The organism is Paraburkholderia phenoliruptrix (assembly GCF_047325075.1).
Classification (GTDB): Bacteria; Pseudomonadota; Gammaproteobacteria; order Burkholderiales; family Burkholderiaceae; genus Paraburkholderia; species Paraburkholderia phenoliruptrix.
This window is the reverse complement of sequence record NZ_CP168531.1, coordinates 853009-867199: the sequence shown is the minus strand read 5'-3', so window position 1 is coordinate 867199 and position 14191 is coordinate 853009. Positions and strand designations below refer to the sequence as shown.

At 58.2% G+C, this 14191-nt stretch carries 6 protein-coding genes, 2 tRNA genes and 3 rRNA genes; 2 read left to right on the top strand and 9 right to left on the bottom strand.

Going from position 1 to position 14191, the window contains the following annotated elements; translation table 11 throughout:
* Positions 1–6: 6 nt before the first annotated feature.
* Both mraZ and coq7 read right to left on the bottom strand, forming a co-directional pair.
* Positions 7–435 (bottom strand): division/cell wall cluster transcriptional repressor MraZ, encoded by a 429-nt coding sequence (gene mraZ, locus ACEN8U_RS16010; protein ID WP_013340588.1) that lies wholly within the window; start codon positions 433–435, stop codon positions 7–9.
* A 411-nt stretch (positions 436–846) separates the two neighbouring features.
* Positions 847–1485, bottom strand: a complete 639-nt coding sequence (coq7, locus tag ACEN8U_RS16005) for a 2-polyprenyl-3-methyl-6-methoxy-1,4-benzoquinone monooxygenase (protein WP_041745787.1) — start codon at positions 1483–1485, stop codon at positions 847–849.
* A 303-nt stretch (positions 1486–1788) separates the two neighbouring features.
* On the opposite strand from coq7, the gene ACEN8U_RS16000 reads away from it, so the two are divergent.
* Positions 1789–2964, top strand: coding sequence for a porin (locus tag ACEN8U_RS16000; protein ID WP_013589701.1), 1176 nt, complete (start codon positions 1789–1791; stop codon positions 2962–2964).
* A 178-nt stretch (positions 2965–3142) separates the two neighbouring features.
* Here the strand turns inward: ACEN8U_RS16000 and ACEN8U_RS15995 are convergent, their stop codons facing one another.
* Together ACEN8U_RS15995 and ACEN8U_RS15990 are read right to left on the bottom strand one after the other, a co-directional pair.
* Positions 3143–4816, bottom strand: coding sequence for a long-chain fatty acid--CoA ligase (locus ACEN8U_RS15995; RefSeq protein WP_015003817.1), 1674 nt, complete (start codon positions 4814–4816; stop codon positions 3143–3145).
* 155 nt (positions 4817–4971) lie between these two features.
* Positions 4972–7050, bottom strand: a complete 2079-nt coding sequence (locus ACEN8U_RS15990; protein ID WP_041745789.1) for a molybdopterin-dependent oxidoreductase — start codon at positions 7048–7050, stop codon at positions 4972–4974.
* Positions 7051–7230: 180 nt separating this feature from the next.
* On the opposite strand from ACEN8U_RS15990, the gene ACEN8U_RS15985 reads away from it, so the two are divergent.
* Positions 7231–8427: a M20 aminoacylase family protein gene (locus ACEN8U_RS15985; RefSeq protein WP_015003819.1), complete on the top strand. Its 1197-nt coding sequence runs from the start codon at positions 7231–7233 to the stop codon at positions 8425–8427.
* 186 nt (positions 8428–8613) lie between these two features.
* Here ACEN8U_RS15985 and rrf read toward each other — a convergent pair.
* The 5 genes from rrf to ACEN8U_RS15960 all read right to left on the bottom strand — a co-directional run bounded on the left by rrf (position 8614) and on the right by ACEN8U_RS15960 (position 13960).
* A 5S ribosomal RNA gene (gene rrf, locus ACEN8U_RS15980) occupies positions 8614–8727 on the bottom strand.
* Positions 8728–8939: 212 nt separating this feature from the next.
* Positions 8940–11820, bottom strand: a 23S ribosomal RNA gene (locus ACEN8U_RS15975).
* Positions 11821–12126: 306 nt separating this feature from the next.
* Positions 12127–12202, bottom strand: a tRNA-Ala gene (locus ACEN8U_RS15970).
* Between the two features lie 75 nt (positions 12203–12277).
* Positions 12278–12354: transfer RNA gene (locus tag ACEN8U_RS15965), tRNA-Ile, on the bottom strand.
* A gap of 74 nt (positions 12355–12428) precedes the next feature.
* Positions 12429–13960, bottom strand: a 16S ribosomal RNA gene (locus ACEN8U_RS15960).
* The 16S, 23S and 5S rRNA genes sit together here with 2 tRNA genes alongside, the layout of an rRNA operon.
* Between the last annotated feature and the right edge of the window lie 231 nt (positions 13961–14191).

The following is a 14191-nucleotide window of genomic DNA, read 5'->3' as shown; positions in this document are numbered from 1 at the left end:
CCGCGATCAGAACGTGAAGTTCTTCAACGCCTCGGGCATGCCCTCGGCGATCGCCGCCTGTTCCTTCGCGGCGTAAATCTGTGCGTCCCAAATTTCGAAGTGGCGCCCCATGCCGAGCAAGGTCACTTCTTTTTCCAGCGAGCCGGCCGCACGCAATTCGGGCGACACGAGCACGCGGCCCGCGCCGTCCATATCGACGTCCATTGCATTGCCGAGGAAGATGCGCTTCCACCACGCCGCATTCATGGGGAGCTTGTCGACTTTGTCGCGGAAGATTTCCCATTCCGGGCGCGGAAAGAGCAACAGGCAGCCGTCCGGGTGCTTGGTGATCGTCACCCGGCCCTCTGCCTGTGTTTGCAGCGCATCCCGATAGCGCGAGGGAATCGACATCCGCCCTTTCGCATCGAGCGTCAGCGCCGACGCCCCTTGGAACACTTCGCTCTCCCTCTTGACCAGCGCCTGTGCGCTGGCTGCCCGATTCGTAAAAATCTACCCGAAACCGCCAGTGAGATCACACAAAAATGCACTTTCTCACACTGTCTCCCACTTTAGAGGAACGCTAAACACGGGTCAAGGGAGAGAGCCGCTTTTTGAGCGAATTTTGTTTGTTAGAACAAGGACTTAGCGCGACTCCTTCATGTCAGACTTAAAACGGAAAACCGTTATAAATGAAGGAACTACTGAAGCTTGTGAAGGTGATACGTGAAAAGTGCGGGCGAAGGGCGCGGATCGTAAGCGATCGTGAAGGGCGTCTGGAAGGGGTCCGGCGGGGTTTCAGCAGTTACGTGCGGACGACGCGAGCGGCGTCGTCCCACTTGGCGCGATGTGACGGAAAGCTGGCGGTTCTTAGAGGTAGTACGCGGTGCGCGTCATGACTTTCGACATCGCGCGCATCAAGGCGCGCGCTGGGAACGGCAACTCGATGCCGCCCGCGTCCATGGCCGCTTTTCCGTGCTCGGCCTCGTCGACGCGCATCTGCTCGACAATGGCGCGCGATTCGCGGTCGGCGGCAGGCAGGCGGTCCATATGACTATCCAGATGCTGTTCGACCTGCCGCTCGGTTTCAGCCATGAAGCCGAGGCTCACGCGATCGCCGAGGCGTCCCGCCGCGAGCCCAATGGCAAGCGCGCCTGTGTACCACAGCGGATTGAGCAGACTCGGGCGCGAATCCAGCGCCTCGAGGCGCTTGGCCGTCCAGGCGAGGTGATCTTCTTCCTCGATTGCGGCACGATTGAACACGCTGCGCAGCGACGGCGACTTCGTCGCCAGTTTCTGCGCCTGATAGAGCGCCTGCGCACACACTTCGCCGACGTGATTCACGCGCATGAGACCCGCGGAATGCGCGCGCTCGGCCGGGGACAGTTCCGGCACTTCCGCAGAGGCCGCCGATTCTTGCGGAACCGGCAAAGGACGGCTCATTCGCGAAACGCCGGTCATTGAGCGTAAACCCCGATCAAACTCAGTAATCAACTCGTCCAGAAACATTCGGCACTCCCTGATTCAACAACCGGCTTCCTGCACTTCGTAGTCCGTGCGGCAAGGCTTTGCGGGGGAAAAAGCGGCCTGCGAGCGGCTCTGATCCAGCCGTCTAAGGCATCAGGATTTCGATTTTAGATCATGTTGCGTAAACGAAACAGGAGCGTTCCCGGCGACCTCCTTTTTCTTTGTGCCATCTAGCCCTTTTGTTACATTACGTGCAACTTCTCGCGAAGTTGGACAAGCAAGGCCTCAACGCTACATAAATATTTCGCCTTGTAGAAAAGATTCGTAATCCTTGGAGATCATTCGATGAAAAAGTCGCTTCTCGCTCTCGCAGCACTGGGCGCATTCGCAGGCGTCGCACATGCGCAGAGCAGCGTGACCCTGTACGGTATCATTGACGAAGGCTTCAACATCAACACCAACTCGGGTGGCAAGCACCTGTACAACCTGTCCAGCGGCGTTATGCAAGGCTCGCGTTTCGGCCTGCGTGGCACGGAAGATCTGGGCGGCGGTCTGAAGGCGCTGTTCGTGTTGGAAAACGGCTTTGACGTGAACAACGGCAAGCTGGGTCAAGGCGGCCTGATGTTCGGTCGTCAAGCTTATGTCGGTCTGTCGAGCCAGTTCGGCACGGTCACGCTGGGTCGTCAGTACGACTCCGTCGTCGACTACGTCGGTCCGCTGGAAGCGGGCGACCAGTGGGGCGGCTACATCGCTGCTCACCCGGGCGACATCGACAACTTCAACAACGCATACCGTACGAACAACACGGTTAAGTACACCAGCGCGGATTACGGCGGCCTGAAGTTCGGCGGCACGTACAGCTTCGGCGGCGTTGCAGGCAACTTCTCGTCGAACCAGATCTGGTCGTTGGGCGCTGGCTACAACAACGGTCCCCTGGTCTTGGGCGTCGGTTACCTGAATGCACGTACGCCGGCAGCTCAAGGTGGCCTGTTCAACAACGGCGGTCAGTCGCCGCTGCCGGCTGCGAACGCAGCAGTGAGCTCGCCGGTCTACGCTGGTTTCGCATCGGCTAACACGTACCAGGTTATCGGTGCAGGCGGTGCTTACACGTTCGGCGCAGCAACCGTCGGTCTGACGTACTCGAACATCCGCTTTGCAAACCTGGGCGCTTCGTACGCATCGCCGTTCAAGGGCCAAACGGCTACGTTCAACAACGCAGAAGTCAACTTCAAGTACCAGTTGACCCCGGCATTGCTGGTCGGCGCAGCGTATGACTACACGCGCGGCACGGAAATCAACGGCAACTCGCGCGCTCAGTACCACCAAGGCGCAGTTGGCGTGGACTACTTCCTGTCCAAGCGTACCGACGTCTACGTGATCGGCGTGTATCAGCACGCTACCGGCGAAACGGTCAACGCAGCAGGTGCCGTGGTTGCAGCAACGGCTGGCATCAACGGCCTGTCGGGCTCGTCGAACCAGAACCAGCTGGCAGCTCGTGTCGGTATCCGCCACAAGTTCTAATAAGTCGTAAAAACGCAGTTTGCCTCAAAGGCGCCTTCGGGCGCCTTTTTTTACGTCCGTGGCGGGACTGCGCAAATAAGAAGGCCCGGCTGACCTGGCGTCTGCCGGACCCTTCCGTTCTGCTTATATCGACGGCTTACTGCATGTCACCTGTTGATCAATTCAACGCGACAGGCGCTCATGCACGACCATCGCGCAGCTCGCGGCGCAAGATCTTGCCGACATTGCTCTTCGGCAGCTCGGTGCGGAATTCGACGATTTTCGGCCGTTTGTAGCCAGTAAGCTGCTGTTTGCAATAAGCCAGAATGTCGGCGTCGGTAAGCGCCTCGTCCTTTTTCACGACAAACAGCTTCACCGCTTCGCCGGAATGCTGATCGGGCACCCCAACCGCGGCGACCTCGAACACGCCGGGAAGCTTCGCGACCACGTCCTCAATCTCGTTCGGATACACGTTGAAGCCGGAGACCAGAATCATGTCTTTCTTGCGGTCGACGATCTTCACAAAACCATGCTCGTTCATGAAGCCGACGTCGCCTGATTTGAAGAAGCCGTCCGGCGTCATGACTTTCGCCGTTTCTTCCGGCCGATTCCAATAGCCGGCCATGACCTGCGGGCCACGAATGCAGATCTCGCCCGCCTGGCCGAGCGGCATTTCGTTGCCCTCGTCGTCGCGGATGGAGACTTCCGTGGACGGCAGCGGCAAACCAATCGTCCCGCTATATTCCGTCACCGTGACGGGATTGCAGGTCACGCACGGCGAGGTCTCGGACAAGCCGTAGCCCTCGATGATCGGCGTCTTCGTATGCTCGAACCAGCGCTTCGCGACCGCTTCCTGCACGGCCATGCCGCCGCCGTTGGCCGCAATCAGTTTCGAAAAATCGAGCTTGTGAAAGTCGGGGCTGTTCAGGAGCGCGTTGTACAGCGTGTTGACCGCCGGGATCGTCGTAATGGCGTAGCCTTGCAGCGCTTTGACCATACCGGGGATGTCGCGCGGATTCGGGATGAGCACGCCGAGGCCGCCGGTGCGAATGGTCAACAGGCCGCACACCGTCAGCGCGAACACGTGATACAGCGGCAAAGCCACCACGGTGATGAACTGGTCGATGTCCGTGCGGTTTGTGCGCACCGGATTCAGCCAGACTTCGGACTGCAACACGTTTGCAATCAGGTTCCGATGCAGCAACGTGGCGCCCTTGGCCACTCCCGTCGTGCCGCCGGTGTACTGCAGGAATGCGACGTCGTCGGGGCCCTGCTCGACTGGCTTGAAGCTTTGACGTTCGCCTTCCGCGATTGCCGCGTTGAATTTGACGTGGCCGGGCAAGCTCCAGGCCGGCACCATCTTCTTCACACGGCGCACGACAAAGTTGACCACAGTGCCTTTCACGCCCATCAGATCGCCCATAGCGGCGACCACGATGTGCTTCACCGCTGTATTGCGCACGATTGCCTGCAGCGTGACAGCAAAGTTTTCCAGCAGGATGATTGCTTCCGCGCCGCTGTCTTTCAACTGATGTTCAAGCTCACGCGGCGTGTACAGCGGATTGACGTTCACGACCACATAGCCCGCGCGCAGGATTGCCGCAATTGCGACCGGATATTGCAGCACGTTGGGCATCATGATCGCGATGCGAGCGCCGCGCGCAAGACCCTTTGACTGAAACCACGCGGCCAGCTTGCGCGAAAGCGCGTCCAGTTCGCCGTAGCTGATCACCTTTCCCATGCACACGAAGGCCGGCTTGTCGCGATGCTCGCGGAACGCTTCCTCAAGCAGCTCGGCGACAGACGAATAGCGGGTCGGGTCGATCTCTGCGGGAACGCCGGGCGGGTAAGATTTCAGCCAGATTTTATCCATGCAGCGTCTCCTTCTTTATTTTCGAATGGTCGTGCTAAAAACGCATCGTAGCATGGGCACCTCTGCGGTATCCGCGAAAAACGGCTGGGTTAGACTGCTGCCTCGAACCTGCGAACGCCTTGCTGGCGACGCTTGCGCAGTGCGAGAAGCGCGGCTCAGACGCGCTCCACTTCGACGAGGCAGTCGTAGAAAGTGGCCGATCCGCCGAGATCGGTGAGCGCCTGGCTCGTGACCTGATTGGCGTTGCGACCGTCGGGCGCAAGCTTTTTCCACCAGATCGACAAGCCGATCACGACGCCCTGGCGCGCGCGGTCGGTGACGCGGGCGCGCGCCTGCATCGAGCCGCGGTCGTTGAAAATGCGCACCGTGTCGCCGTGGGCAATACCGCGCGCGTCAGCGTCCACCGGATGAATGTCGAGATGCGGCTCGCCTTCCGTCGAGCGCAGACTCTCCACGTTGACGAACGTGCTGTTCAGGAAGTTGCGCGCGGGCGGCGAGATCATCGCGAGCGGGTAGCGCGCGGCGAGTTCCGGTGCGTATTCCGCCGACTCGTAAGGCGGCAGGTAATCCGGAAGCGGGTCGAGGCCCTGCTCGGCGAGGCGCTCGCTGTAAAACTCGCATTTACCCGACGGCGTGCGAAAGCCGCCCTCGGCAAACGGCGCGTCTGGCACATTCAGCTTTGCCCAACCGGTCTGCTTGAGCGTCTCCCAGTCGACGCCTTCGAGCGTCTTGTCCTCCCATCGGAGCGCCCGGCGCGCGACGGCTTCGTCGCTTTCGAAGAGTGCTGGCTCGTCAAGCGCCATTTGACGCGCGAGGCCGCGAAAAATCTCAGTGTTCGGACGGGCACCGGCGACCGGCGGAATCGCCGGCAGGTTCACCATGACGTGCGTGTGGCCGTACGACTTGTGCACGTCGAGATGCTCGAGCTGTGTCGTGGCCGGCAGAAGCAGGTCGGCATAATCGGCCGTATCCGTCTGGAAATGCTCGAGCACGATGGTGAAGAGGTCCTCGCGCGCAAAACCTGCCGCGACGCGCTCTGAATCGGGCGCGACGGCGACCGGATTCGAGTTGTACACGACGATCGCCTCGATTTTCGGGCCGAACTGCGGGTCGCCCGGGTGCAGGAGTGCGTCGCCGATTGCGTTCATATTGATGACGCGGCTCGGTTTCTCGGGCCAGCCGGGCATCAGATCGGGACGTTGCAGAGCATGCGTATCGACCGGCGCCCAGCCGGACGACGACAGCAAGGCGCCGCCGGCGCGCTCGCGCCACGCGCCGGTCAGCGACGGCAGACACGCGATCGCGCGGACCGCGTTGCCGCCGCCGCGCACTCTTTGCAGACCGTAGTTCAGGCGAATCGCAGCTTTCCGCGTGCTGCCGTAAAGTCGCGCGAGGTCAATGACAGCCTGCTCTTCAATGCCGCAAATGTCTGCCACGCACGCCGGCGAATACGTGAGCGCGCGGGCTTTGAGTTCGGCGAAGCCCACGGTATGCGCGGCGATGTAAGCGTGATCGAGCAGGTCCTCTGAAATCAGCACGTTCATCATGCCGAGTGCCAATGCGCCGTCAGTGCCCGGCTTCAGCGCAATATGCTGATGGCACTTCTCCGCCGTCAGCGAACGATACGGATCGATCGCAATCAGTCGCGCGCCTCGACGCTTCGCCTCCTGCGCCCGCGTCCAGAAATGGAGATTCGACGCAATGGGATTCGAGCCCCAGATCAGAATGACCTCGCTCTCCTCGAAGAACTCCGTGAGCATGCCGAGGCTCGCGCCATAGGTGTATTTCAACCCCGCCGCGCCGGCCGCCGCGCAGATCGTGCGGTCCAGTTGCGATGCGCCCAGCTTGTGAAAGAACCGTTGCGCAATGCTGTCGCCCTGGACGAGACCCATCGTGCCGGCGTAGCTATAGGGCAGGATAGCTTCGGGCGTGCGACCCGCGATCTCCGACAGGCGCCTCGCGCCCCACTCCAACGCGTCTTCCCAGCTAATGGCTTCAAAACGGCCCTCGCCTTTGCGGCCGATGCGCTTCATGGGGGTTGTCAGGCGTTGCGGATGATGGACCCGTTCCGCGTAGCGGCTGACTTTGGTACACAAGGCACCCTGCGTCGGAGCATGGTCCGGGTCAGCGACGACCTTGATCGCCCGCCCGCCGTCAATGGTGACCCTCATTGCGCAGGTGTCGGGGCAATCGTGAGGGCAAACAGCGCGAGCGAATTCGGTGGGGGCGTTCATTGGGTAACCATTCGGGGGACGGTAAGCGGGGCGCAACGCGGAATTTTATTACGTCCGTTGGCGCTTGCCTGCATGCTGCCGCCAAAAAGCCTTCGGCGTAGAATCGTTAGCACTGCGTCCGGCACCTATCGCCACGACGATTTCATGCAAGTCAAAGCGCAAGCACATCGGCACTCTATTATGAAACTGATCCCCGAAATCCAGGCTGCTCACGGAGAAATCCGAAACCTTCGACGAACGATCCATGCTCATCCCGAACTGCGTTACGAGGAAACCGCGACCGCCGACCTGGTTGCGAAGACACTCGAGTCGTGGGGCATAGAAACTCATCGCGGATTAGGCAAGACAGGCGTCGTGGGCGTGCTGAAACGCGGCAGTGGCGCGCGTTCGATTGGCCTGCGCGCCGACATGGATGCGCTGCCGATTCAGGAGCTGAATAGCTTCGAACATCGGTCGCAGAACGACGGGAAAATGCACGCGTGCGGTCACGATGGACACACCGCGATGCTCCTCGGTGCAGCCCGGCATCTCGCGAAACACGGCGACTTTGAAGGCACGATCGTGTTCATTTTTCAGCCGGCCGAAGAAGGCGGCGCTGGCGCTCAGGCCATGATCGAGGACGGCCTTTTCGAGAAGTTTCCCGTCGATGCGGTGTTCGGCATCCACAACTGGCCGGGCATGCCGGCGGGGCAGTTCGGCGTGACCGAAGGTCCGATCATGGCCTCGAGCAACGAATTTCGCATTGATATCAAAGGGGTAGGCTCGCACGCCGCGTTGCCGCATAACGGACGCGATCCGGTATTTACTGCGGTGCAGATCGCTAACGGGCTGCAGGGCATCATTACGCGGAACAAGAAGCCGCTCGATACGGCCGTGCTCTCGATCACCCAGATCCATGCCGGCGACGCAGTCAACGTCGTTCCCGACGACGCGTGGATCGCGGGCACTGTACGCACTTTCACCACTGAGACGCTGGATCTCATCGAAGCGCGTATGCGCAAAATCGCCGAAAACACGGCGGACGCTTACGATTGCACGGTCGACGTCCACTTCCACCGAAACTACCCGCCCACGATCAACAGCAGTGAAGAGGCGCGCTTTGCGGCGGCAGTCATGAAGGAGGTGGTGGGGGCGGAGAATGTGAACGATTCCGTCGAACCGACGATGGGTGCCGAAGACTTCTCGTTCATGTTGCTGGCGAAGCCTGGATGCTATGCGTTCCTCGGCAATGGCGACGGTGGCCACCGCGAGGCAGGCCACGGTGCCGGCCCCTGCATGCTGCATAACGCGAGCTACGATTTCAACGATGAGTTGCTGCCCATCGGTTCGACGTATTGGGTGCGACTTGCGCAGCGGTTTCTGGCGGAAGGGAAATAGGATTTCGCGTGGATGTAGACAGGACGCCGCGGCAGGGCCCATCGCGCTGGTGGGGTGCATATGGCTTGCGTTGCCGCGTTTCTGTAGCTTCGGGCGCCAGCCGTTTCCGTGCCGCTGTACCCGCGGTCGGTCCGTAAACGCAGAAACCCCACCTTTGCGGGGTGGGGTTTCTGACGGTGGTGGGGAGCCTGACGATTACCTACTTTCACACGGGTAATCCGCACTATCATCGGCGTGGAGTCGTTTCACGGTCCTGTTCGGGATGGGAAGGGGTGGGACCGACTCGCTATGGTCATCAGGCTTTGACGGGTTGCCGTACTGCCGGTGGGGCAATACAGCCAATCTGGAAGAAGTAGTTTCTGGTGATGCTCACCAGGCGATGCGGGGTTGTGCTGTATCGGGCACAACATGGATCTCAACCGTGTGTGGTCTGCATAAGACCCTGCGCGTGGCGCAGGGTGGGGCATCCATAAGTGCTGAAGCACTCACGGCTGCCGACACACACCTGTTATAGGATCAAGCCTTACGGGCAATTAGTATCAGTTAGCTGAACGCATTACTGCGCTTACACACCTGACCTATCAACGTCCTGGTCTTGAACGACCCTTCAAGGGGCTCGAAGCCCCGGGGATATCTCATCTTAAGGCGAGTTTCCCGCTTAGATGCTTTCAGCGGTTATCTCTTCCGAACATAGCTACCCGGCGATGCCACTGGCGTGACAACCGGTACACCAGAGGTTCGTCCACTCCGGTCCTCTCGTACTAGGAGCAGCCCCCTTCAAATATCCAGCGCCCACGGCAGATAGGGACCAAACTGTCTCACGACGTTTTAAACCCAGCTCACGTACCTCTTTAAATGGCGAACAGCCATACCCTTGGGACCGGCTACAGCCCCAGGATGAGATGAGCCGACATCGAGGTGCCAAACACCGCCGTCGATATGAACTCTTGGGCGGTATCAGCCTGTTATCCCCAGAGTACCTTTTATCCGTTGAGCGATGGCCCTTCCATACAGAACCACCGGATCACTATGACCTGCTTTCGCACCTGCTCGACTTGTCGGTCTCGCAGTTAAGCACGCTTATGCCATTGCACTATCAGCACGATTTCCGACCGTACCTAGCGTACCTTCGTACTCCTCCGTTACACTTTGGGAGGAGACCGCCCCAGTCAAACTGCCTACCATGCACTGTCCCCGATCCGGATTACGGACCAAGGTTAGAACCTCAAACAGATCAGGGTGGTATTTCAAGGATGGCTCCACGCAGACTGGCGTCCACGCTTCACAGCCTCCCACCTATCCTACACAGACCGGTTCAAAGTCCAATGCAAAGCTACAGTAAAGGTTCATGGGGTCTTTCCGTCTAGCCGCGGGGAGATTGCATCATCACAAACACTTCAACTTCGCTGAGTCTCGGGAGGAGACAGTGTGGCCATCGTTACGCCATTCGTGCAGGTCGGAACTTACCCGACAAGGAATTTCGCTACCTTAGGACCGTTATAGTTACGGCCGCCGTTTACCGGGACTTCAATCAGGAGCTTGCACCCCATCATTTAATCTTCCGGCACCGGGCAGGCGTCACACCCTATACGTCCACTTTCGTGTTTGCAGAGTGCTGTGTTTTTATTAAACAGTCGCAGCCACCAGTTTATTGCAACCCCTTCACCCTTCTCGCGCAGGCGAGTCAAGCTACAGGGGCGTACCTTATCCCGAAGTTACGGTACCAATTTGCCGAGTTCCTTCTCCCGAGTTCTCTCAAGCGCCTTAGAATACTCATCTCGCCCACCTGTGTCGGTTTGCGGTACGGTCTTGTTGAACTGAAGCTTAGAGGCTTTTCCTGGAACCACTTCCGATTGCTTCGTGACCTAGATCACTGGCCTCGCACCCTTGAATTCCGCGCCCGGATTTGCCAAAGCGCCTTCTCCAATGCAAGGACCGGGACTTCCAACACCCGGACAACCTTCCGCGATCCGTCCCCCCATCGCATTCAACAATGGTGCAGGAATATTAACCTGCTTCCCATCAGCTACGCATTTCTGCCTCGCCTTAGGGGCCGACTCACCCTACGCCGATGAACGTTGCGTAGGAAACCTTGGGCTTACGGCGAGGGGGCCTTTCACCCCCTTTATCGCTACTCATGTCAGCATTCGCACTTCCGATACCTCCAGCACACTTTCCAGTGCACCTTCGCAGGCTTACGGAACGCTCTCCTACCATGCATATAAATATGCATCCGCAGCTTCGGTATATGGCTTAGCCCCGTTACATCTTCCGCGCAGGACGACTCGATCAGTGAGCTATTACGCTTTCTTTAAAGGATGGCTGCTTCTAAGCCAACCTCCTGACTGTTTTAGCCTTCCCACTTCGTTTCCCACTTAGCCATATTTGGGGACCTTAGCTGGCGGTCTGGGTTGTTTCCCTCTTGACACCGGACGTTAGCACCCGATGTCTGTCTCCCGTGATTGCACTCTTCGGTATTCGGAGTTTGCTATGGCGTAGTAATCCGCAATGGACCCCACAACCATGACAGTGCTCTACCCCCGAAGGTGATACACGAGGCACTACCTAAATAGTTTTCGGAGAGAACCAGCTATTTCCAGGTTTGTTTAGCCTTTCACCCCTATCCACAGCTCATCCCCTAACTTTTCAACGTTAGTGGGTTCGGACCTCCAGTACGTGTTACCGCACCTTCATCCTGGCCATGGATAGATCACCTGGTTTCGGGTCTACACCCAGCGACTGAACGCCCTGTTCGGACTCGCTTTCGCTACGCCTGCCCTAATCGGTTAAGCTTGCCACTGAATGTAAGTCGCTGACCCATTATACAAAAGGTACGCCGTCACCCCCTTGCGAAGGCTCCGACTGTTTGTATGCATGCGGTTTCAGGATCTGTTTCACTCCCCTCCCGGGGTTCTTTTCGCCTTTCCCTCACGGTACTGGTTCACTATCGGTCGATCACGAGTATTTAGCCTTGGAGGATGGTCCCCCCATCTTCAGACAGGATTTCACGTGTCCCGCCCTACTTCTCGCATACCTAGTTCTTCCAATCTGTTTTCGCTTACGGGGCTATCACCCGCTATGGCCGCACTTTCCAGAGCGTTCAGCTAACAGTTCAGATAAAGAATGCAGGCTGCTCCCATTTCGCTCGCCACTACTCTGGGAATCTCGGTTGATTTCTTTTCCTGCGGTTACTTAGATGTTTCAGTTCACCGCGTTCGCCTCACATGACCTATGGATTCAGTCATGGATACTCCATTCGGAGTGGGTTTCCCCATTCGGACATCTACGGATCAAAGCTCGTTTGCCAGCTCCCCGTAGCTTTTCGCAGGCTACCGCGTCCTTCATCGCCTGTGATCGCCAAGGCATCCACCACATGCACTTGTTCGCTTGACCCTATAACGGGTATGTCTCATCGTGCTGGACACGACAGGACCCACTCGCTACAGGTTGAGTATTCGTGTTGCGCCGTATTCCAAGGCGATCTTTCGATCACCTTTAAAATACATCGATACAATCACAACCCTGATTCACCTACTCGCGCACCCATCTCCAGGTACACTTTCGTGAATCTCTTTACTACTTCTTCCTGATTGTTAAAGAACGTTCAGCCGATATCACGACTGGATCGTGCATCACGCTGACTGGCTCAATTGCCAATGCATAACGCTCAGCTCGCACTGAACACTAGGCATTGGGAATTGGTGGAGGATGACGGGATCGAACCGACGACCCCCTGCTTGCAAAGCAGGTGCTCTCCCAGCTGAGCTAATCCCCCCGCGGGTCACACAGATACAGGGCACCTCAGTGTGCACTTCAGTGAGCACCCCGGTCAGCCACCACACAAGACAGCTGGTGGGTCTGGATGGATTCGAACCATCGACCCCCGCCTTATCAAGACGGTGCTCTAACCGACTGAGCTACAGACCCCTGCGTCTGTCTGCGTTTCTTTACTTACAGCCGATAAGCGTGAGCGCTCAACACCCTGACGCGTCAAGCTCTGGAAAGGAGGTGATCCAGCCGCACCTTCCGATACGGCTACCTTGTTACGACTTCACCCCAGTCATGAATCCTACCGTGGTGACCGTCCTCCTTGCGGTTAGACTAGCCACTTCTGGTAAAACCCACTCCCATGGTGTGACGGGCGGTGTGTACAAGACCCGGGAACGTATTCACCGCGGCATGCTGATCCGCGATTACTAGCGATTCCAGCTTCACGCACTCGAGTTGCAGAGTGCGATCCGGACTACGATCGGTTTTCTGGGATTGGCTCCACCTCGCGGCTTGGCGACCCTCTGTTCCGACCATTGTATGACGTGTGAAGCCCTACCCATAAGGGCCATGAGGACTTGACGTCATCCCCACCTTCCTCCGGTTTGTCACCGGCAGTCTCCCTGGAGTGCTCTTGCGTAGCAACTAGGGACAAGGGTTGCGCTCGTTGCGGGACTTAACCCAACATCTCACGACACGAGCTGACGACAGCCATGCAGCACCTGTGTGATGGCTCCCTTTCGGGCACTCCCACCTCTCAGCGGGATTCCATCCATGTCAAGGGTAGGTAAGGTTTTTCGCGTTGCATCGAATTAATCCACATCATCCACCGCTTGTGCGGGTCCCCGTCAATTCCTTTGAGTTTTAATCTTGCGACCGTACTCCCCAGGCGGTCAACTTCACGCGTTAGCTACGTTACCAAGCCAATGAAGGCCCGACAACCAGTTGACATCGTTTAGGGCGTGGACTACCAGGGTATCTAATCCTGTTTGCTCCCCACGCTTTCGTGCATGAGCGTCAGTATTGGCCCAGGGGCTGCCTTCGCCATCGGTATTCCTCCACATCTCTACGCATTTCACTGCTACACGTGGAATTCTACCCCCCTCTGCCATACTCTAGCCCGCCAGTCACAAATGCAGTTCCCAGGTTAAGCCCGGGGATTTCACATCTGTCTTAGCGAACCGCCTGCGCACGCTTTACGCCCAGTAATTCCGATTAACGCTTGCACCCTACGTATTACCGCGGCTGCTGGCACGTAGTTAGCCGGTGCTTATTCTTCCGGTACCGTCATCCGCCACGGGTATTAGCCACGGCGTTTTCTTTCCGGACAAAAGTGCTTTACAACCCGAAGGCCTTCTTCACACACGCGGCATTGCTGGATCAGGGTTGCCCCCATTGTCCAAAATTCCCCACTGCTGCCTCCCGTAGGAGTCTGGGCCGTGTCTCAGTCCCAGTGTGGCTGGTCGTCCTCTCAGACCAGCTACAGATCGTCGCCTTGGTAGGCCTTTACCCCACCAACTAGCTAATCTGCCATCGGCCGCCCCTGTAGCGCGAGGTCCCGAAGGATCCCCCGCTTTCCTCCGCAGAGCGTATGCGGTATTAATCCGGCTTTCGCCGGGCTATCCCCCACTACAGGACACGTTCCGATGTATTACTCACCCGTTCGCCACTCGCCGCCAGGCCGAAGCCCGCGCTGCCGTCCGACTTGCATGTGTAAGGCATGCCGCCAGCGTTCAATCTGAGCCAGGATCAAACTCTTCAGTTCAAACCTGTTACTGTTTTCGGGCTCTCTCGAACCCGGTCGCTCACTCAACGTACTGACGAATGATTAACCCCACTCCTCCATAGAAGAGTCAGGCAACCTTCCTTTCATTACTATTACTGTGTGAGACTTGATACTTTCGCTTTTCCGCCAGACCCCGAAGAGTCCGGCGTAGCGTCGTCGCATCAAGCGCCCACACTTATCGGCTGTTAGTTTTTAAAGATCGGTTCGCAC